We start from the raw sequence: 20128 nt of genomic DNA on the forward strand, positions 1-20128 counted from the left end.
TTTTAAATCCTCCAATTTGCGACTTCGCTATCTACCGATATACTCCATAGTCCTTGGTAAAATCAAACATGGCTCTGGCATTTTCAATTTTGGCGTCCTCAAGGCTCACCGATGTATCCATGATGAAACCGCCGTTTTTGCCAACCACATCAATGAGTTTCTTGCAGTACGCTTTCACATCATCCGGAGTGCCTAAACATAATATGGGCATCGGGACATTCCCCTTGAGACATACCTTGTCTCCAAGGATCTCTTTGGCTTTAAATATATCCGTGTTTTCCAAGTGGTAAACAACTTTTCCTGGGGGTACATCGCTCATGATTTCGAGCCGTGATGTGTGATCCGCTTCTACAAAAACTACTGGGGTCATCCCCGCATCAATCAAACCCATCATAACTTTTCTTAAACTCGGCCAGTAAAAAGTCTTGAACTGATCTTGATTCATAAACTGGTCCGAGCCTTTGTGCAGAGGAATGAAAATGAAGGGATTTCCACTTTGCTTTCCCGAAGTGACCCCCAGCTCAATCATCCAGGGCGTAAGCTTATCAAGAGCCCTGAGAAGCTTCTCGGGACGCCGGTAGATGTCAAGCATGATGCCCTTGGTACCACGAAAATAGTCACCCAAGGTATCATATGGTGCTTGTGTAAGCCCACCAAGTGAGATAGGGAACCCCCTTTTAGCCATTTCCTGGCCGAACTTCATAATGTAAGTCAATGCGTCCATGGAGGCTTCTCCGGCTTTCTTCAACGCATCCACCGCCTTTTGAAGCGCCGGGGTGCCGAAAGGTGCCAAAGATCCCATATTAAAATAGGTGAAACTAAACTTAAAGGGAGCCATTTGACTGAAAGGTTCAAATTCACTACAGATTCGCGGATAGTATTTTCTGATTATCCAGTCGGTAGGATCTTCAATAAAGTGATCGTATTCTTCTGCCTTCATGTATTCGCCTTCAACAAACTGATACGGTTTGTTCGGACCAACACCTCGCCCGGGCCATCTTAGTTGTTTAAATCCCAAGGCGTCGAGGGTTGGACCCAAATAATAGATGCCAGGGATATCCGCCATATCTGGCTCGAAATCTTCATGTACCTTGATGGCCGCACTTAGCATTTTTTCAGCATCATACGTGTATTCTTCATAGGTGATTCCCGCATAACGAGCAGCAAAATAAGAGAAAAACGTTACAATTGGCACTCTATCCGGAACTCGTAGAGCAATCGCATCTTCTACTCTCTTTAATCTCTCTTGGTATAATTCCTCAGGATTTTTAGTCATGATAAGCATCCTCCCCGAACTATTCTCAATTAGCACATTTTGAAATGAAAACACAATCCTTTAACAACTTGTAACCCAATGCTTGGCAAGTTCAATGCCATGCTGCGCATCTTTCGCGTAAGCATCAGCACCCACTGAGTTTGCCACCTGTTCGTTTGTGGGAGCTCCTCCGATCATGATTTTCACTTGTTCTCTCAATCCAGCTTCCTTGATCGCATCCACGGTTTCCTTCATAGCTTTAAATGCTACAGTTAAGAGACCGCTCATACCGACCACATCAGGCTGTACTTCCCTTATTTTTTCAACAAACTTTTCGGGAGTGACATCTACACCAAGATCAAAGACTTGAAAGTCGTTAGCTTCCATGAAAAATGCAACAATGTTCTTGCCGATATCATGAAGATCTCCTTCCACCGTCCCCATTACTACTTTCCCTGCATAGCCTGTCGTAATACCCTTCTTCATCCTGGATTTGGCTAGTTCCGAAATCTCTTGAAGAATCTCACCACTCATCAGCAAATCAGGAATAAAGTACTGGCCTTGCTCAAAGCGTTTACCGACAATCTCCGTCGCCTCTCTGCAACGCTCCAGAATGGCCATTGGGTCGGTTCCCCCTTCAATCAGCTGTCTGGCAGTTGCCAGAGCCTCCTCTTCTTGAAGATCAGCAATGAGATTTACTAATTTCTCCGACATTAGTCCTTCCTCCCTCAATAAATTAATGTTTACTCGCTAAAGTTTAGCGTAAACCCATCGAACTCTAACAAACCAATAACGGTTTGTCGGGACACTTTGCGCCTGTCAAGGGTCGGCGATAGCCGAGACGAAGTTCTTGCATTTGTACGATTGTATAATTGTATATACAAGTTATTTGATCTTATATTAACATGGGCCGAAGGGCGGGTCAATACCCTTTCGGCAAACTATTTAGAATTCTCTGCTCCGATCGGTCCTTCCCTCGATCAAGCGGCCCCCAAAAATAGTCTCAGAGCCAGGAAGTCAGCTTTGGGAATGAAGGCAGTCCTTCTGTGCAATTTCTCGAATAATTCGCAGGGCTTGAGATACATCATTGGCATAAAAGTCGACACCGGTATACTCTTTGACCAGTTCACCAACCGCATAGCCCCCGACCACCACCTTGACTTTATCCCGCAAACCTGCTTCCTCCAGTAGATCGACGACTTTCTTGATAGAGCCGACACAAAAGGAAAGAAGGACACTGATCCCCAAAATACAGGTCTTGGTCTCGCTCACTGCCTGAACGAACTTTTCAGGTGAGACGTCTACGCCCAAATCATAGACACGGAAACCAGACGACCGCAATAGATAAATGATAATGTTCTTACCCAGATCATGAATATCTCCTTCGATCGTTCCCATGACGACGGAATATCCATTATTGGGTTCACCAACGGGAATATGCGGCTCAACGAGGTGCATCACGCCCCGGAAAATCTCTTCAGACATGATCAGGTCAGAGAGGAAATACTGACCATCACTGTAGCGTTTACCCACTATTTCCACGCCATTGCGGCAACTCTCAACGATCTCCGTCGGGCTGACTCCCGCTTGGATTCTCGCTTCAACTAGAGATAGGACCTCTTCTTCGTCAAGCTCACCCATCGCTAGTTTCAATCTGTCTTCCACAGATGCAACCTCCTCGCCCTGCTACTCTTTTTGAAACCACCCGTCGTGGCTTGTGATTTTATATCTATCCCCACGAAAAATGGACTTGCTCCAGCCAACCGGCTTAAGATCCGGGTCGAAAACAGTCGTCTCAACCAGAAACAGGGGAGCACCGGGAGAGACTCCAAGAATGGATGCCTCTTCATTCGTAGCCACCGCCGCCTTCAGAACCTTCTTAGCACTGACCGGCACATAATCACTGTGAGTCGCAATTAACCCCGGCAGAGTCGGATCATTCAGTTCCGACTCCAGGAGGGGTTTACTTTTGGTATATATTATGTATTTGTTCTCCAGACTCAGGCGCTCATTCTCAGCAGAAAGAACCGTACGAAAGTGCAGTATCCTATGGATGCCTTCTTTTAAAAGGAATTTTGCCTTCAACTCCTCATCGGCCCGAATAATCTTAGCCTCTAGAAGGGTCGTTTTGTAATTGAGTCCCCTTTGCACCATCTCGTGGCTAAAATTGTTCAATTCAAAGACAACATTATCCAATTTGGGGCTGGCGACAAATGTACCTTTTCCTTGAAGAGCATACACCATTCCCTCCGATACCAGTTCCGCAATGGATCTGCGTACCGTCATCCGGCTGATTTCGTAACGGTTGGCAATCTCGATCTCTGTCGGCAGAGCTTCGCCCGGTTTAAATTCTCCCCGTCGGATTTGTTCTCTAATTAATTTAGCCAGCTGATAATATATAGGAATAACCGAGTTCTTATCGATTAAATTGCCTTCCTGCATTGTTCAAACACCCGCTCCATATTGTAAGTCTTCTAAGCGAAAACATCTCTCATACTTTCCCAATCACCACGAATGCCACAAAATTGTATAGACAAGCTTACCTATTATCAAAATACTCTTAAATTGCTAAAACGTCAAGGACTATCACTGTAGCGATATTGTTCATGCACGCACACGAAAAAACCGTTCTTAGTGCAAGAACGGCTATAAAGAAAACCCGGTTTGTGCCGAGCCTTAGCGAAGGCGGAAGCCGAGGTTGCACTATCCCAGTGTTATTTTCATCGGCTGCCAATAACACATTGGCATGCATGATGGATTTCGCCGATGCAGAACCTTTACTATTACTAACAAGATCAATTAAAGTTTTCATGTTCTGCAAGAATTAATTCTCCCTGCTTAAAATTTCCCGCTAAAATATCCTTCTCATTACTAACCAATATGACTGATTAAAATTGACCTATGAAAGAACAGCAAGGACAGAGCAACAATAATTGACATTGTTGGATCTGTCCTTTACTAGCTAAAATATTACGCACTTTATGCGCAGCACATCGTAGTTCATGCTTATTTCCCGGTCGAATGCATTCCGGACTCTTCACGCAAATTTTTCACAGCCACGGAGAGCATAAGTTTTATGCGGTTCAACTGATTGACTTCGCTGGCCCCGGGATCGTAGTCAATGGGCACGATATTGGCCGCAGGGTAAGAGCGCCTCAGTTCCCTGATCATGCCCTTGCCGGTAATATGGTTTGGCAGGCAGGCAAAAGGCTGGAGACAGACGATATTGGTGGCTCCGCTGTGAATAAGCTCAACCATCTCACCGGTTAAGAACCAGCCTTCCCCTGTCTGATTTGCCAAAGAAAGATGTTGCTTGGCATAACTGGCTATTTCTTCGATTGCTTTGGGCGGTTCAAAGCGTTTGCTGGCTGCCAGAGCGTTTTTCATGTCCTTTCGAAATGATTCTATTTTACTGATCGATAGATACCCAGATATCATCCCCATTAAACTGCCCGACAAAAGCTGGAATTTGACCTTGTTGTCATAAGCCCCGTAGAGCAGAAAGTCGGTTAAATCAGGGACGACTACTTCCGCTCCCTCGGCCTCCAGTAGTTCGACAATGTTGTTGTTGGCCGTAGGATGGTATTTAACTAAGATCTCCCCAACTACTCCCACTTTGGGCTTGACCAGATCCTCATTAATCTCAAATCTGTCAAAATCTTCAACAATACGGTAAATATTTTCTCTGAATTCCTTGCGTTCCCCGCTTAACAAAGACTCGCGGCACTGCTGGGCCCACTTCTCATACAGAGTATTGGCAGAACCAGGAACTTTTTCATAGGGACGCACGCGGTATAAGACTCTCATCAAGAGGTCTCCGTAAATCAATCCCATCATCAGATTATTGAACATCGGCATAGTGATCTTAAACCCAGGGTTTTTCTCCAGTCCGCCGCTTGTTCCTAAAGAAATCACAGGGATCTGAGGCATGCCGGCATCTTGCAGAGCTTTGCGGATAAAAGCAATATAATTCGTTGCCCGGCACCCTCCTCCTGTCTGGGTAATAATCACGGATGTATTATTCAAATCATATTTACCTGAGTTAAGGGCTTTCATTAATTGACCGACCACAATAATAGCGGGATAACAGGCATCATTATGCACATACCGGAGCCCGACATCTACCGCCGATTTATCAATGGCGGGCAAGACTTCAATCTTATACCCCGCCTTTTGGAAAGCCGTCTGCAGGAATTGGAAATGGAGCGGAGACATTTGCGGAGCCAGTATGGTATGCTTTGCTTTCATGTCCTCTGTAAACAACACTCTCGCGGGATGATCAAATAATTTTTGGGGAGTAAAATTCCGTTTGTCCCGTTCTTTGATTGCTGCAATCAAGGAGCGCACCCGGATTCTGGCAGCCCCGAGGTTATTGATTTCATCGATTTTGAGCACGGTATAGATTTTGCCGTAACGGTCTAGTATTTCCTTGACTTGGTCGGTACTCACGGCATCCAGACCGCAGCCGAAAGAATTCAGTTCAATCAGTTCGATATCCTTTTGCTCGGCCACAAAGCTGGCCGCAGCATAAAGACGGGAATGGTAGACCCATTGGTCGACAATCCGCAAGGGCCGTTCGATAGGCTTGAGATGCCTGAGGGCATCTTCAGACAAAACCGCAAAACCGTACGATTGGATCATTTCCGGAATTCCATGGTTGATTTCCGGGTCGATATGATAGGGCCGACCGGCCAGTACAATCCCTTTTCCTCCGTGTTCCCGCAGGTAGGATAAGGCTTCTTCCCCTTTTTGGCGTACATCTTGCTTGTATTTTTCCAATTCGGCATAAGCACTTCTTACAGCCTCAATAATTTCGTGCTTATTTAGCCCCTCCGGCGCCAGTTCCCTGATTAGGCGCTTAGTCATCCGTTTCGGCATATCCAAAGGAAGAAACGGATGATAGAACCTTACGTCATGAGTCCGCAGGATATCCATGTTGGCCCGGATGGTTTCCGGATAGGAAGTGACCACCGGACAATTATATTTATTATTGGCTCCGGAATCTTCCGGAATGTTATACGGAATGGAAGGATAGAAAATCTTATTAATCCCTTTTTGCACTAAATCCGCAATATGGCCGTGCACCAGCTTCGCCGGATAGCAGGCTGATTCTGAAGGGATCGTGTCCATGCCCAGTTCATACAGGCGTTTGGAGGAACGCCCGGATAACACCACCCGGTAGCCAAGCTTGGTAAAGAATGTATGCCAGAAGGGGTAATCTTCATAAACATTCAGCACTCGGGGCAGGCCGATGGTACCGCGTTTGGCTTCCTGCTCACTCAACGATTTATAATCAAATACCCGTTTATATTTAAAATCGTAGAGATTAGGCAATGAGTTATTGGCTTTTTCCTTGCCGGCGCCTCGTTCACAGCGGTTTCCTGAAATAAATTCACTTCCGTTGGAGAATTTTTTCACAGTGATTAGACAATTATTCCCGCAGAGACCGCAGCGCTTCATGGACGTATCCGTGCGGAAGTCCTTCAACTCGCAGGCAGAAAGTAAAGTTGTTTCGTACCCTTCTTGGTACCGTTCCCGGGCGATTAAAGCAGCCCCGAAAGCGCCCATAATTCCGGCAATATCCGGACGGACAACCTCCCGGCCGATAATTTTCTCCAGCGAGCGCAAAACCGCCTCATTATAGAAGGTGCCACCTTGGACTACAATTTTGCGTCCAAGGTCTTCCGTATTGCGCAAACGAATCACTTTGAACAGAGCATTTTTGATCACAGAGATGGAGATTCCGGCAGAAATATCGCTGACCTCGGCCCCTTCCTTCTGGGCTTGTTTCACTTTGGAATTCATAAACACGGTACAGCGGGTGCCCAGATCCACCGGATTGCGCGAGGTGAGGCTCACGGATGCAAATTCTTTGACAGGCATATTGAGCGAGCTGGCAAATGTCTCGATAAAGGAACCGCAGCCGGAAGAACAGGCTTCGTTTAACATGATAGAATCAATGACCCCGTCATGAATCACCAGGCTTTTCATATCCTGGCCGCCAATATCTAAGACAAAATCCACTCCCGGCAGAAAGAAATCAGCTGCTTTATAGTGGGCCACCGTCTCAATTTCTCCGATATCGACTCTAAGGGCCGCTTTGATCAAATGTTCCCCATAACCCGTAACTGTAGAATTTACAATCCTAATCTCCGGGTTGAGAGTGTCAAACATTTTTTGGAGCGCTTCAACGGTAGATTCCAACGGGCTGCCCATATTATTGCCATAATAGGAATAGAGCAGGCTCCCGTTCTCATCAATCAAAGCCAGCTTGGTGGTGGTAGAACCGGCATCGATTCCTAAGTAGGCTTTCCCCCGGTAATCCTTGGGATCGATTCTTTTCACTTTATGGGCTTCGTGCCTGGCCTTAAACTTCAGATATTCCTCTTCATTCTCAAACAGCGGTTCAATTTTATCCGCATCATCGCTTTGCATGTGATAAATCCCCGGAGCCCGCTCATACAGGCATTCAAAGGACATAGGCTGCTCCTCGCGCGAAGAGAGCGCGGCCCCAATCGCCACGAAGTACTGTGAGTCTTCCGGAAATAACACTTCCTGATTTTTAAGCGCCAAGGTTTCAATAAAACGGGTGCGCAGTTCGGACATAAAATGCAAAGGCCCGCCTAAAAAAGCGACATTTCCGCTAATCGGCCTTCCCTGGGCTAAGCCGCTGATGGTTTGATTGACCACGGCCTGCAAAACGGAAGCCGCAATATCTTCTTTGGCTGCTCCCTCATTGAGTAAAGGCTGGACATCGGTCTTGGCAAAAACCCCGCAACGGGAAGCAATCGGATAAATATTTTTATGCTTTTTAGCAAGTTCATTTAACCCGGTTGGGTCCGTTTGCAGTAAAGCAGCCATCTGATCAATGAAAGCACCGGTTCCGCCGGCACAGGTGCCGTTCATTCTTTGCTCAATCGCATCCCCCAAGTAAGTGATTTTGGCATCCTCACCCCCCAGCTCGATAGCAACATCCGTACTAGGGATGACATTATTAATGGCATTGGTGCAGGCGATCACTTCTTGGATAAACGAAACTTCCAGTCTCTGGGCAATATTAACCCCGCCGGAACCGGTAACCATTAATGTCATCAGATGCCCTTGCAAAATGGTTTTGGCATCTTCCAGCATGGTGATGACTGTGTTTTTTATATTTGAGAAGTGCCTTAAATACTGCTTATATATGAGGGCATTATTGTCTAAAATAACGAGTTTGACCGTTGTAGAACCGACATCCAGTCCCACATTGAGCACGCTCATTTTTCCCTTCCCCCGTCTGAGCCGAAATTATATCTCTATTTTTCTGTCTGATAGCTAGGCCTCATTTCAAAGGCCTAGCCCTAATAGAAAGGTGAGCGAAACAATCAGATAGTTATAGTTATCCGTCTGTAATTGTACCACCAAGTCTGGTTCACTTCAATCTTAATGTATGTGGTAAAAAGAAATTATTTCCATATAAAAAGGCTTAAGCCGAGTTTTTTCTCGGCCTAAGCCCCTATCTTGGATGTGCCCTTCACTAATTCTGAGAAGCCTTAAGCTGAGTAACTAAACTTTCGCTGATCTTAGCCGGAACCTCCTCATATTGTAAAAATTTCATTGAGAAATGCCCCCGGCCTTGGGTTAAGGATTTTAGGTCAATCGCATAGCGCATCATTTCAGATTGCGGAACCTGAGCACGGATCACTTGGTATTTCCCGTCTGCCTCCATGCCCATAACCCGGCCGCGTTTGCCGTTGAGATCTCCGATTACATCTCCCATAAAGACTTCCGGGACGCGTACCTCCACTTCAACCACCGGTTCAAGCAAGATGGGTTTCGCCTGCTCGGCTCCCTTGCGAAAAGCCAAGATCGCTGCCAGCTTAAAAGCCATCTCCGATGAGTCCACACTGTGATATGAACCGTCATAAAGGGTAACCTTGACGTCAGTCATCGGGTAACCGGCAACCACCCCTTCCAGCATGGCTTCCCGCACCCCTTTTTCAACAGCGGGAAAATATTGTTTTGGCACGGCTCCGCCGAAAACTTCTTCCGCAAATTCGAATTCTTTGCTGGTCAGGGGTTCGATGTTAAGCCAGACATGTCCATACTGTCCATGCCCGCCGCTTTGCTTTTTGTGTTTGCCTTCTACTTTGACCGCTTTGCGGATGGTCTCCCGGTAAGGAACCCGCGGCACCCGAACATTGACGGCTACACCAAACTTGCGCGCCAGTTTTTCCTGGAGAATCTCTAAATGCATCTCTCCAAGTCCGGTAAGCATCAGTTCTTTGGTTTCCGTGTTTTTACTGATCCTGATGGTTGGATCCTCTTCAGCCAGCCGGGCGAGGGCCGATCCAAGCTTATCTTCGTCTCCTTTACTCTTAGGCTCAATCGCCACCGCCAGATTGGGCACAGGAAACTCGATCCCCGGAAGAATCACGGGTTTCTCTTTGCCGCAAAGGGTATCCCCGGTTGCCACCTCCTGCAGTTTGGCCACCACCGCTAGATCACCCGCACTGACACTGGCTGTGTTTTCTTGAACCTTGCCCCGTAGGTAAAAAGGCTGCCCCATTTTTTCTTCAGCATTCTTATTTGGGTTATAGACTAAAGAATCAGCGGTAAATTTTCCCCCATACACCCGGAAGAAACTCATTTTGCCCACATAGGGATCTGCTAAGGTTTTGAACACAAGGGCCGCCTTTTCTGCCATCACTTGCGGCTTGGGGACATTGTCCTTTAGAAAATCCAGGAGCTTGGAAATTCCGATGTTTTTCAATGAAGAACCACATAAAACCGGGACGATTAAATTCTGAGCAAGAGCTGAGCGGGTGACTTTCAGCAATTCTTCGTTCGTTAAACTTTCTCCGTCCAAATATTTCATGAGGATTCCATCATCCGCCTCGGCTGCGGCTTCAGCCAGGGTATCCCTCATCATTTCCACATCATCAGCGTACTCTGCCGGCAAATCCTTGACCTGATAGCCGCCACTGCCGTTTCCTTCGTAGATATACGCTTTCTGCTCAATAATATCAACCAGACCCTTAAAATCATTCTCTGCTCCAATCGGAATCTGAAGCGGAACGAACCGGGTCTGGGGATAAGCATCTTTAAGTTGCTGCAGTACTTTCTCATAGTTGGAATTCTCCCGGTCTAATTTATTAATAAAAATAAGCCGGGGGAGTTTCTGTTCTTCCAAATGATCCCAAATGATTTCGGCCTGAACTTCAAGTCCGCCGACACCGCACAGAACCATAACACCACATTCTACGACGCGCAAAGCACTTTTGACCTCACCAAAAAAATCGGAATACCCAGGCGTATCTAAAAGATTAACTTTAACTCCCTGCCATTCCACCGGCACCAGACCCGTACTAATCGACACTTTGTGCTTAATCTCTTCAGGCAGGTAATCCGATACCGTATTGCCCTCAGGAACTTTCCCCATGCGACTGAGCGCTCCGGATGTAAACAAGAGCGCTTCGGCCAGTGAAGTCTTGCCAGCCCCACCGTGCCCTAACAAGCAGACGTTGCGTAGGTTCTCCGTGTCATAAGTCTTCAAGACTATCTCCCCCTAACATGTTATTAAGAAAAGGACAGGTGCCTTTTGCTTTCCACATTGAAAACAGGAGTAATATTCAGTCTGAAGTTTAAGTCCTGGAGTTAAATGATTCAGTGTAATCAGAATTCAGAATCCCCCGATGCTTTACCGGTTTCTCCTGAGTACTGAGTACTGACTACTATGTCGTTGCATTTTCTTTATGTTCGAAGGTGCCAAAGACAATCGGTTGACTGTCTTTAAGCATGAGTTTTCCTTTAGCCCAAACGGCATTTATGTGCAGCTCTTCATCCAAAAGAACCAGATCGGCATCATACCCTATTTTGATCATCCCTTTGCGAGCCAAGCGCAAAACAGTGGCCACATTGGAAGTAATGACCCTAAGTCCTGCCTCGATTGGCAAACCATAGTTCAGAATGCCCTCACGCACATCGCGCCAAAGAACGTCCACCGAGCCTACTCCCATACCCACCAGCACTCCGGCATCATTATAGATCGGCATGCTCCCGTTCCCGTCAGAAGATACGGTGACCTGGTGACTGAGCAGCTCTCGCTTATAGAGCATTCCCAAAACAGCGGGCACTTGCAATTCTTGCGGAAAATCATCACAGCCCGCCGTCAAATCTATATGTCCGCCGGCCTTCAAGAATTCTACCCCTTGCCCCAAGAGCGCATCAGTCCGGTTAATATGTGTCGGAACAAACTGGGTAATCGGGATTTCCGTTTGGCTTAAAATCTGCCAAATTGGCTCAAGCCCCCGTTTTCCTTCTCCCAAGTGCAAGTGAACAATCCCGGCTTTTCCGCCCAACATCCCACCGACACGGGCTTCAGCTGTTAAGTGTTCGAGTTCTGCCAATTGCGGTTGCCCGGAACGGTGATCGGATATGGCGATTTCCCCGGCGCCAATGACTTTATCGATCAAAACTAAATCTTCGCGCAAGCTCGGAAACAGAGTTTGAGTCGGAACTTGATAGGCCCCGCTATAGATGTAGGTTGTCAGCCCTTCCTCTTCCAGCGCCCGCGCCTTCACTAAAAGTTCAGACACGGAACGGGAAATGGCATCCGTCCCAAGTAAACCGACTAAAGTAGTGGTCCCGGCGCGAATGATCTGAGACAGCTGGATCTCCGGCGTCCTCGAAGCCGGTCCGGCCTCCCCGCCCCCGCCGCAGATATGAACATGGGCGTCAATAAAACCCGGAACGAGTTTATTCCCGTGCCCTTCGATAACCTCTCCCTCGGCATAGGCAGGAAGAGTTAATCCTTTACCAATGGCCGCAATCCGCGAACCTACAATTAATAAATCCGTTTCGGGAACCGGCTCCGGGGTATAGATCAAAACATTTTTTATCAATTGCCACACTTAGGAATATCCCCCCTTTCGAGGTAGAATACCCCAATTTTAGCGTTTTATTCCTCCTTGCCTTAGTTTTTAAGGCATTCAGTTCCCCTCTACTTAAAAATTCTCCGTTTCTTTATAAAATCCTTTTACCGAAAGGATAACCACTCAAAAAATTCCACTTAATTTTCGAATGCCAAAGAATCTACTTTTTAGCGGACGCATAAAGTTATTAGAGCACATAGAGAACCAGAAACTATGCTTTACTGTGGTATAAAACAAGTTTCCGGAGGAATTCCATGACCAAGCGAACGTTCGTGTACGGAGCCAGTATTCTTTTGGCCGCGAATTTATTTAACCGAATTCTGGGTTTCCTTTATCAATACTTGATCATGTCTTATATCGGCGGGGAAGCATATGGCCTGTTTAATATGGTCTTCCCTGTCTATATGACTGCGCTCGTACTGACCACTGCCGGTATTCCCTTAGCCGTGGCGAAGATGGTTGCGGAAGAAATCTCGCTGGGGCATCAGACTCAAGCCAAGGCCATTTTCAAGCTCGCGTTAATGATCCTAACTGTCTCCGGAGTCGTGGTCTCTTTGTTCTTATATATCCTGACTCCGCTCTTCGTTCATAAAATTTTCCCCGATCCCCGGGTGCTTCAGATCTTCCGTATTTGCATTCCTGCAATCTTTGTGGTCTCTGTTTCATCTGCTTTTCGCGGGTATTTTCAAGGGCTGCAAAACATGATCCCTACGGCACTCAGCCAGATCTTCGAACAGGTTACCCGGGTCGCTGTCGGTTTCACGGCTGCCTTTACTTTTGCCAGCCGCGGGGTGGAATGGAGTGCCGCCGGACTGGCTTTCGGCATGCTTATCGGGGAAATCATCGGGCTGATCGTCATAACCATTCAGTACCAAAGAAATAAAAAAAACTCTCCTTCTTCCGGGGAAAGTATCCTTTCATATCGGCTGATTATGCAAAAGATGTGGCGTCTTTCTTCTCCTGTAACGATCGGCCGCTTGATGTCCTCCGGCCTATCCGCGCTAGACGCCATGATCATACCCGCACGCCTGCAAATCGCGGGGTACACTGCCCGGGAAGCAACCACCCTTTTCGGACAACTCGGTGGTTCAGCCTTTACCTTGCTTACCTTTCCGACAGTTTTTACCTTTGCCCTGGCAACCTCACTCGTTCCGTCCATATCCGAAGCAGCAGCCCGCAAACAGTATCAAATTGTGCGGGCACGCAGCAGTGAAGCCATACGTTTAACCATTCTATTAGGGCTTCCCTGTTTAATTGTCCTCTTTCTGTTTGCGGACCCCTTAACCTCTTTTTTCAAAAGCCCGGGCATTGCCCCTATTTTAAGAATCTTAGCTTTAGGCGGGATTTTTACATATCTTCAGCAAACAACCACCGGCATTCTGCAAGGACTGGGCAAAGTACACCTTCCGGTACTGGTTTCCCTAATCGGAGCCGGAGTACGCGTTCCGCTTCTTTTCATGCTTACGGGCCTTCCCCACTGGGGGCTGCTTGGCAGTGCCTGGGCCTATATCTTGGGCTGGATTATTATGGCAACTCTAAACTTAATGTTTATCATCCGTTATTCAGGCATGGCCTTAGACCTTCAGCACTTTGTGCTCCAGCCCCTGAGCGCGGGCTTAGGCATGATCCTCGTGTTCCGTTTTCTCAGTCCATTGGGCTGGGAATTTACTGCTACCCTCCAGAAATTAAGCGCCGGTCTGATCATTTACGCTCTAATCCTGGCAGTGAACGGAGGAATTACTCTCTCAGATCTCCGCCGTGTTCCCTGGTTTGGAAAATACCTTTACCGGAAATAAGCTCCTGCTATTTCCCCAGCCAATGCCTTAAAGAATCTCCGTAACGCCGATAGCTCATAACCGAAGTTATAAAAACTAAGACAAGCAGTGCGATTTTATAGATAAAATAGAACTTAAGCACCGTTAAAAATGCAATAAACAAACCAAAGATTGCAGGAAAGAAAAATAACCTTAGGATTTTTCCTTTTTTAGATTTCCATTCCTTGAATGAACCCGAAAAAATCACTAAAAATAGGACAAAATAAAAAAGAAATATCCAAAAAAACATAGAAAAACTTCCTTTTCTGTTATTATCATTTAGTGTGGGCAATATTTCAGTAATATAATTTCGGGGTATTCGACAAAAAATAGGATTGTCCCAATACAGATTGAAAGGAGATGCTTCGTATATGGCAAGAAATCGCAATCGCAACAGTGGCCTCCTGCCCCAGTCTGTTTTGGATGAATTCAAATGGGAAGTTGCATCTGAATTAGGGTTAACCGAAAAAATCCAATCACAAGGATGGGAAAACATGACTTCCCGGGAATGCGGCCACGTGGGCGGACGAATCGGAGGAAGCATGGTTAAGGCGATGATCAGGCGCGCCGAGGAAGCTATGAAAGGAAGCCAGCTCTAAAGCTAGATATCGAATAAGAATCAGGAGTAAATTACTACTCCTGATTCTTTTTAGAGAAAACTATTTTGTAATTTATGACATAAACTGATCCATGAGTTGAGACATGGATTTAAGGCGTTTGTAATCGGTCAAATCACTGTGCATAGGGGTTAAAGATACATACCCGTCCCCGACCGCACGCAAATCGGTATCTTCCTCATAATCCGGAGTCAAGGTTCCACTTTGCCAATAATAGGTCTTGCCGCGGGGGTCTTGGCGCCTTTCAAAAATATTTTCGTAAATGGCCTTTCCTAATCGCGTCACTTTAACACCGCGCCATTCCTCAGCAGGGGTTCCCGGGATATTAATGTTGACCAGGCCGCCGTCCGTGATGAGGCTCCAATCCTTTAAAAGCTTACGGACAAAACCTGCCGCCGGTTGAAAATCCCCAAACTGGTAGCTGGCAAGGGATACGGCCAGGGCAGGCACTCCAAGCAGCACGCCTTCGAGGGCTGCCGCCACCGTACCGGAGTAGAAAACATCTGTCCCTAAATTTTGTCCCAAATTAATTCCCGATATTAGAAGATCCGGCTTAGCCACAATCCCGCCTTGAATGGCTAATTTGACACAATCCGAGGGAGTTCCGCGCACTGAGAATCCTTCCCCCCCGAATGGCAGCTGGTGGGCATTGACAAAAAGCGGTTCAAATAAAGTAATGGCATGCCCTGCAGCCGAACGCTGCCCTTCCGGAGCCACAATCCCGACTTCATAGCCGTCAGATGCTAATGTTTGGTATAAAGCCTGCAGCCCCGGAGCAAAAAAACCGTCATCATTGGTTAACAGTATGCGCATTAGCCCTCCATCACTTCGAAGCTTTATTCCACTTCATAAATCGAAATAGTCATTGTATCTTCTTTTTTGGTTAGCCCAAACATTAAATGGTGCTGTTTCAGATTTTTATTGAGAAAATCAATGATTTTATAAAGTTCCGCATTGGCACTTACTTTTTGGGTGGCAATGAGTTCAAGTTTTCCTTGTTCCTTTTGCTCCATGGCTTTACCCTTTATGACCGTGGATCAAGGCAAACCCTTCGGCCCGCGTGGCTTGGCTGGTCTTAAACATCCCTCGGACAGCTGAAGTTAAGGTTTTGGAGCCGGGTTTTTTTACCCCGCGCATGGTCATGCACATGTGCTCCGCTTCAATGACCACTAAAACCCCTCGCGGTTCTAAGATGTCCATGACTGAATCCGCAATTTGCGAGGTGAGCCGTTCTTGAAGCTGAGGCCTCTTGCAAAACCCTTCGACAACCCGTGCCAATTTAGACAGCCCGGTGATTTTCCCCTTGCGCGGAATATATGCCACATGAGCCTTGCCATAGAATGGAACCAAATGATGCTCGCACATAGAATAAACCGGGATATCTTTGACGATGACCATTTCTTCATGTTCTTCAGAAAATTGAACTTTGAGGTGTTCACTCGGATCTTCATGTAAACCCGCAAAAATCTCTCCATACATGCGGGCTACCCGTTTGGGGGTATCCAAAAGGCCTTCGCGGTCAGGATCTTCTCCAATTGCCTCTAAAATCATGCGCACGGCTTGTTCGATTTTTTCTGAGTCCATCTCCAACGTCGTCTTCCTCCTTAAACTTGCATAATATACTGCTCCCTCATAATTGCCCAAGATACACATGGGTTTGGGGAATAACTCGAACTGAGAAAAGCTCTTTAAGCATAAATTCCTGCCACTGAAGCATCTGCTTCGGTTCAGGCGGCCGTAACCCTCTTACTGGGGTTACAGGCTGTAGGATTACAGGGATCGCTTTATTTTCTCCCTTAAGCATGCTTCGCGCTTGTTCCAATGAAGCTAAATCGGTTTCCCGGTCTACGACAATCTTAATAAACAGTTTCGTTCCCCGGGCCTGTCTTAAGAACTCCTGGTGAGCTTGCCAAAAATTATTTTCTGCATAGGGGAGTTTAATATCCATGCTTATTATGTCCACCCACGGTAAAATCAGTGCAAGCTTGCCCGGCAAAGTGCCATTGGTTTCGAGATAAATTTTTAATCCCAATTTTCTGACACGCGGTAAAAGTTGGTCTAGTTGTTCCGCCCAGAGCAATGGTTCTCCGCCGGTGACACTCAGAGAATGGTGGAGATTTAAGTTAAAGCTTTGCAAAAGCTTTAACAGGTCACTCAAGGAAACCGGGTTCGGGATTTCTTCAAAGTCACGGGAGCCGGAAATCCGTTCAATTTTGAGTTTGGAACTTGCTGCTACCGGGGTGTCACAATACGGACAGGCTAAATTGCACCCCGGTAAACGCAAAAAGAGTTGACGATACCCAACATACGGACCTTCCCCCTGAATCGAGGAAAATATCTCTATGACCGGGATCCTTAACATTTTTAGATAACTCCTTTAACTTTACAACGAGCAAGACGAATTGATTTTACCTCATCACAGTAGCGTCTGGCAACACTTTCTCCGAATTCAAGGATACCTTGAATCCCTAAATCCAGAAGACTCACAGCCGGCACTGGGGTGTTCCGGCTGGAAACATTAAGACCACAGTGGATCATAGAAGAGACCGGGGACAAGGTGCTAATACTCACTGAAAGTTTACGATCCTCTTCAAATAAGTCATCCCCATCACGGTAAACACTGCGAATACCATGTCTTTCAAGCTCTTCTTTAATGGTTGCGATTAAAAGCCGCTGGCGAATAATGGCTTTCTCCAAATCCATTTCAAAATGTTCAATAATAAAATGAAGCATGTCTTCACTAAAAATCCAGTCTTGGGCCCGCACATCTTCCTGATCTACCATCTCATCCTGCTGGACACTGCATGGACCACGAAACACAGTAACACTGTCCCCCATCTTGCCAAAATTCCTATAGCAAAAAAGGGAATGGAGCTGGCTTCCATCGTAAGGCATGGGTTCTTTGAGAATTAGATATTCCACGGGTACTTCTCCTTAATTCCGGCAAGGCAGCTTGCCTAGTTTCATTTAAGGGCATAAGGGGCTATTTGAATATCTTAGAAATGAGCGCTTCTTGCTTATTAAAGGTGAGGGCTCTTTTTAAGCGGAGGCAGCTTTCACAGGTTCCGCACCAGTGTTTTTCTCCTGCGTAGCAGCTCCATAAAAGATTCCAAGGAATATTTAGACGCAAGCCCTCAGCAACAATTTCCATTTTATCCAAATGTGAGGTCGGACTGACTACGGAGATATTCTTGGACGTTGAATAATTTAGGCTTTGATTGACCGCCTCAATAAACGCCTGAGAATTATCCGGGAATGTCGCGGCCTCCTCCCGGTTAAAGCCGGTGACAAGATAACTGGGTTCTGGAAGATTCTCAGCATACACTGCGGCAATATTGATTAATAAACCATTTCTATTCGGAACCCATACATTCTGAGCACTCGCAGTCGTTTGTCCCCGGTCATCTTCCAGCGCTTCCGTGGTAAGAGAAGGTAAGGCTTGCGACTGGTCAACCAAGGCCGTGTGGGTTTCCTGGGCTAAAAACGGGAGCTTGACGACCCTATGCTTAAGGCCGTAGTACCCGGCTATGGAAGCAGCCGCCTCAATTTCCCTGGCAGCCGCCCTCTGTCCATAATCGAAAGTAAGCGCTAAATCAAGAGCATTTCGTTCCAGGAAAAGAGCCATGGCCACAGTTGAATCGAGTCCTCCTGAGAGCAATACTACTCCCGCCATGTCAGTCCTCCTTATATAAGGCCCAGGCATCAGGAGACTCATAAACCTTGACCCCGGCTAATGTTAGACCTTCAGGCAGAAGCAGCCGCTCTTTAATTTCCCGATATAGATAAGCAGCCAAATTTTCAGCGGTGGGATTTTTCTCTCTTGCAAATTCCGGAATGTCATTTAATAATTGATGATCAAGCTGGTCCAACACCTGATACAGCGCTTTTTTCAGCTCTCCAAAGTCTACCAGCATCCCGGTATGATCCAACTGCTTGCCTTCTACCCCTATTTCAACATCCCAGCGATGTCCGTGTAAATGGGCGCATTTCCCCTGATAATTCCGTAAGAAATGAGCCGCGTCAAAATGTGACCGAATCACCGTTTGAAACATTTAGTCCTCTCCTGATTGACAATTTACATATTATTTTACCATTATTCGCTCTCAAATGGAAATAATACATTCTAGTCCAGACCGGCAAGGGGCTCTAAAAAAACATAAAAGAGGATACCTTTCAGAAGATATCCCCTCACTATTTTTATGATAAACTAAGCGAGCCGTAAAGAATGGTTAAAACAGTCGGTCGCAACATCATACTGCCTTAGTTGGTCATAAATATTTCCGAGCAAAGCCCAGGCCTCAGAATGCTCCGGATCGATCTCCAGGAGTTTTTCCAGATATCTGACGGCTTCCTCCCAGTTTCCCCTCTTGACGAGACACACACTTAAATTATACATAATCAGCGGATGATCCGGTGCCAGGCGTAAAGCCGCTTGATAATATTCCGTCGCCTTCCGAGTCCGTCCCAGATGCACTAGGGTATATCCCATATTGTTTAATAAAATTGGGTCATTGGGATGTACACTATGCGCTCTTTCCAAGAGATTCAGAGCCTCAAGGGAGCGGTCCTGGTTCTGGTAAACCGCAGCCAGGTTGCTTAAAGCGTCGAAATGGTCCGGTTCATGTTTTAGTACCAATTCATAATGCCTGATACCTTTTTTGATCTGTTCAAGTTGAATATAACAATAGGCCAAACGGGCTGCTACGTCGATATTCGCGGAGTAGCGCAGCGCCCTCTCAAAGCTATGACAGGCCTGTTCAATTTGTTCTAATTTCAAATGAGTTTCCGCTTTCATTTCCCAGTAAACCGGATTATGAGGTTTCAGTTGGCAACAGCCTTGAAAACAGCGCAACGCTTCGAAATGCTCTTCATTATAAGAATAGATTGTGCCTAACCTAAAAAGGGTCTCGGCCCGGGTAGGAGCTGCCCGCAGGGATTTATCCAAACAGGCCGTAGCCTCTTGCCATTGTCCCTGTTCCAGAAAACAATCAGCCAGGAGATCCCAATATTCCGCCCGTTCCGGCTCTATCTCCAATGCTTCCTGGACTGCATTACGGCTTTCCCCAACCAAGCCCTGTCCTATATAACACTGGGCCAGCAAAAATTTAATCTCTGCCCTGTTTTCTGAATTCTCGTCACTTAAGTTTTCGAGATAGTCTCGAGTCTCTTGATAAACTTGATGCTTAATCAGGTAACGGACTTCACGGACATGGAACCTATAAGGATCATTTTTTAAACGCCCGACTACATATGTTATTCCTTGATCAGGCTTGCCAAAGAAAATGTACCCCAAACCCCGGATCTGACGCAACCAGGTATTTTCTGCAAATGAGGTTCTTTGGTGCTCCTCCTGAGAGGCCAAAGGATTATTCACAGCATTCGCCCCTTTATCGTTTTTACTTAGTATTCGGCGAGCTGGCATTTTTTTCCTTTTGCTTCAGGGGCTAATCGTGCGTCAAATCCCGTGAAACTCCTGATTTTTCAATGAATCTTCGCTTTGATTCCCAAGTGTTTATTGATATTCCTCAT

The 20128-nt window shown here is 46.5% G+C and carries 17 protein-coding genes; 2 read left to right on the forward strand and 15 right to left on the reverse strand.

The window, feature by feature from the left end; all coding sequences use genetic code 11:
* Positions 1–31: 31 nt before the first annotated feature.
* From J0X21_RS03055 to iadA, 7 genes are all read right to left on the reverse strand, one after another.
* Positions 32–1276 (reverse strand): uroporphyrinogen decarboxylase family protein, encoded by a 1245-nt coding sequence (locus J0X21_RS03055; RefSeq protein ID WP_206810533.1) that lies wholly within the window; start codon positions 1274–1276, stop codon positions 32–34.
* Positions 1277–1336: 60 nt separating this feature from the next.
* Positions 1337–1969: a cobalamin B12-binding domain-containing protein gene (locus tag J0X21_RS03060; protein ID WP_206810541.1), complete on the reverse strand. Its 633-nt coding sequence runs from the start codon at positions 1967–1969 to the stop codon at positions 1337–1339.
* A 303-nt stretch (positions 1970–2272) separates the two neighbouring features.
* A complete protein-coding gene (locus tag J0X21_RS03065; RefSeq protein WP_206810549.1) occupies positions 2273–2920 on the reverse strand; it encodes a cobalamin B12-binding domain-containing protein in 648 nt (215 codons plus the stop codon).
* A gap of 21 nt (positions 2921–2941) precedes the next feature.
* Positions 2942–3697 carry a GntR family transcriptional regulator gene (locus J0X21_RS03070; RefSeq protein WP_206810551.1) on the reverse strand — a complete coding sequence of 252 codons (756 nt, stop codon included), beginning with the start codon at positions 3695–3697 and terminating at the stop codon, positions 2942–2944.
* A 564-nt stretch (positions 3698–4261) separates the two neighbouring features.
* Positions 4262–8515: a 2-hydroxyacyl-CoA dehydratase gene (locus J0X21_RS03075; RefSeq protein WP_206810553.1), complete on the reverse strand. Its 4254-nt coding sequence runs from the start codon at positions 8513–8515 to the stop codon at positions 4262–4264.
* A 256-nt stretch (positions 8516–8771) separates the two neighbouring features.
* Positions 8772–10790 carry an elongation factor G gene (gene fusA / locus J0X21_RS03080; RefSeq protein WP_206810561.1) on the reverse strand — a complete coding sequence of 673 codons (2019 nt, stop codon included), beginning with the start codon at positions 10788–10790 and terminating at the stop codon, positions 8772–8774.
* 178 nt (positions 10791–10968) lie between these two features.
* Positions 10969–12147 carry a beta-aspartyl-peptidase gene (gene iadA / locus J0X21_RS03085; protein WP_206810563.1) on the reverse strand — a complete coding sequence of 393 codons (1179 nt, stop codon included), beginning with the start codon at positions 12145–12147 and terminating at the stop codon, positions 10969–10971.
* A gap of 275 nt (positions 12148–12422) precedes the next feature.
* On the opposite strand from iadA, the gene J0X21_RS03090 reads away from it, so the two are divergent.
* Together J0X21_RS03090 and J0X21_RS03095 are read left to right on the forward strand one after the other, a co-directional pair.
* Positions 12423–13964, forward strand: coding sequence for a putative polysaccharide biosynthesis protein (locus tag J0X21_RS03090; protein WP_206810565.1), 1542 nt, complete (start codon positions 12423–12425; stop codon positions 13962–13964).
* Positions 13965–14353: 389 nt separating this feature from the next.
* A complete protein-coding gene (locus J0X21_RS03095; protein WP_206810567.1) occupies positions 14354–14581 on the forward strand; it encodes an alpha/beta-type small acid-soluble spore protein in 228 nt (75 codons plus the stop codon).
* A 72-nt stretch (positions 14582–14653) separates the two neighbouring features.
* Here the strand turns inward: J0X21_RS03095 and surE are convergent, their stop codons facing one another.
* The 8 genes from surE to J0X21_RS03135 all read right to left on the reverse strand — a co-directional run bounded on the left by surE (position 14654) and on the right by J0X21_RS03135 (position 19973).
* Complete coding sequence (gene surE / locus J0X21_RS03100) at positions 14654–15412, reverse strand: 5'/3'-nucleotidase SurE (protein ID WP_206810569.1); 759 nt, start codon at positions 15410–15412, stop codon at positions 14654–14656.
* Between the two features lie 23 nt (positions 15413–15435).
* Entirely contained in the window at positions 15436–15612 is a 177-nt protein-coding gene (locus tag J0X21_RS03105) for a YpmA family protein (protein ID WP_206810571.1), read from the reverse strand.
* A gap of 4 nt (positions 15613–15616) precedes the next feature.
* Positions 15617–16183 carry a GTP cyclohydrolase I FolE gene (folE, locus tag J0X21_RS03110; RefSeq protein WP_206810667.1) on the reverse strand — a complete coding sequence of 189 codons (567 nt, stop codon included), beginning with the start codon at positions 16181–16183 and terminating at the stop codon, positions 15617–15619.
* Positions 16184–16229: 46 nt separating this feature from the next.
* Entirely contained in the window at positions 16230–16961 is a 732-nt protein-coding gene (locus J0X21_RS03115; RefSeq protein ID WP_206810573.1) for a 7-carboxy-7-deazaguanine synthase QueE, read from the reverse strand.
* 2 nt (positions 16962–16963) lie between these two features.
* Positions 16964–17521 carry a DUF366 family protein gene (locus J0X21_RS03120; protein ID WP_206810575.1) on the reverse strand — a complete coding sequence of 186 codons (558 nt, stop codon included), beginning with the start codon at positions 17519–17521 and terminating at the stop codon, positions 16964–16966.
* Between the two features lie 61 nt (positions 17522–17582).
* Entirely contained in the window at positions 17583–18272 is a 690-nt protein-coding gene (gene queC / locus J0X21_RS03125; RefSeq protein ID WP_206810584.1) for a 7-cyano-7-deazaguanine synthase QueC, read from the reverse strand.
* A gap of 1 nt (position 18273) precedes the next feature.
* Positions 18274–18651, reverse strand: a complete 378-nt coding sequence (queD, locus tag J0X21_RS03130) for a 6-carboxytetrahydropterin synthase QueD (protein ID WP_206810593.1) — start codon at positions 18649–18651, stop codon at positions 18274–18276.
* Between the two features lie 155 nt (positions 18652–18806).
* Positions 18807–19973, reverse strand: coding sequence for a tetratricopeptide repeat protein (locus J0X21_RS03135; RefSeq protein ID WP_328812150.1), 1167 nt, complete (start codon positions 19971–19973; stop codon positions 18807–18809).
* Between the last annotated feature and the right edge of the window lie 155 nt (positions 19974–20128).

This window comes from Paradesulfitobacterium ferrireducens, from assembly GCF_017310645.1.
GTDB classification, from domain to species: Bacteria; Bacillota; Desulfitobacteriia; order Desulfitobacteriales; family Desulfitobacteriaceae; genus Paradesulfitobacterium; species Paradesulfitobacterium ferrireducens.

Coding starts and splice junctions, on each gene's coding strand:
- J0X21_RS03055 (WP_206810533.1), bottom strand. CDS start 1,276: ATGACTAAAAATCCTGAGGAATTATACCAAGAGAGATTAAAGAGAGTA.
- J0X21_RS03060 (WP_206810541.1), bottom strand. CDS start 1,969: ATGTCGGAGAAATTAGTAAATCTCATTGCTGATCTTCAAGAAGAGGAG.
- J0X21_RS03070 (WP_206810551.1), bottom strand. CDS start 3,697: ATGCAGGAAGGCAATTTAATCGATAAGAACTCGGTTATTCCTATATAT.
- J0X21_RS03075 (WP_206810553.1), bottom strand. CDS start 8,515: ATGAGCGTGCTCAATGTGGGACTGGATGTCGGTTCTACAACGGTCAAA.
- J0X21_RS03090 (WP_206810565.1), top strand. CDS start 12,423: ATGACCAAGCGAACGTTCGTGTACGGAGCCAGTATTCTTTTGGCCGCG.
- J0X21_RS03095 (WP_206810567.1), top strand. CDS start 14,354: ATGGCAAGAAATCGCAATCGCAACAGTGGCCTCCTGCCCCAGTCTGTT.
- surE (WP_206810569.1), bottom strand. CDS start 15,412: ATGCGCATACTGTTAACCAATGATGACGGTTTTTTTGCTCCGGGGCTG.
- J0X21_RS03105 (WP_206810571.1), bottom strand. CDS start 15,612: ATGGAGCAAAAGGAACAAGGAAAACTTGAACTCATTGCCACCCAAAAA.
- folE (WP_206810667.1), bottom strand. CDS start 16,183: ATGGACTCAGAAAAAATCGAACAAGCCGTGCGCATGATTTTAGAGGCA.
- J0X21_RS03115 (WP_206810573.1), bottom strand. CDS start 16,961: ATGTTAAGGATCCCGGTCATAGAGATATTTTCCTCGATTCAGGGGGAA.
- queC (WP_206810584.1), bottom strand. CDS start 18,272: ATGGCGGGAGTAGTATTGCTCTCAGGAGGACTCGATTCAACTGTGGCC.
- queD (WP_206810593.1), bottom strand. CDS start 18,651: ATGTTTCAAACGGTGATTCGGTCACATTTTGACGCGGCTCATTTCTTA.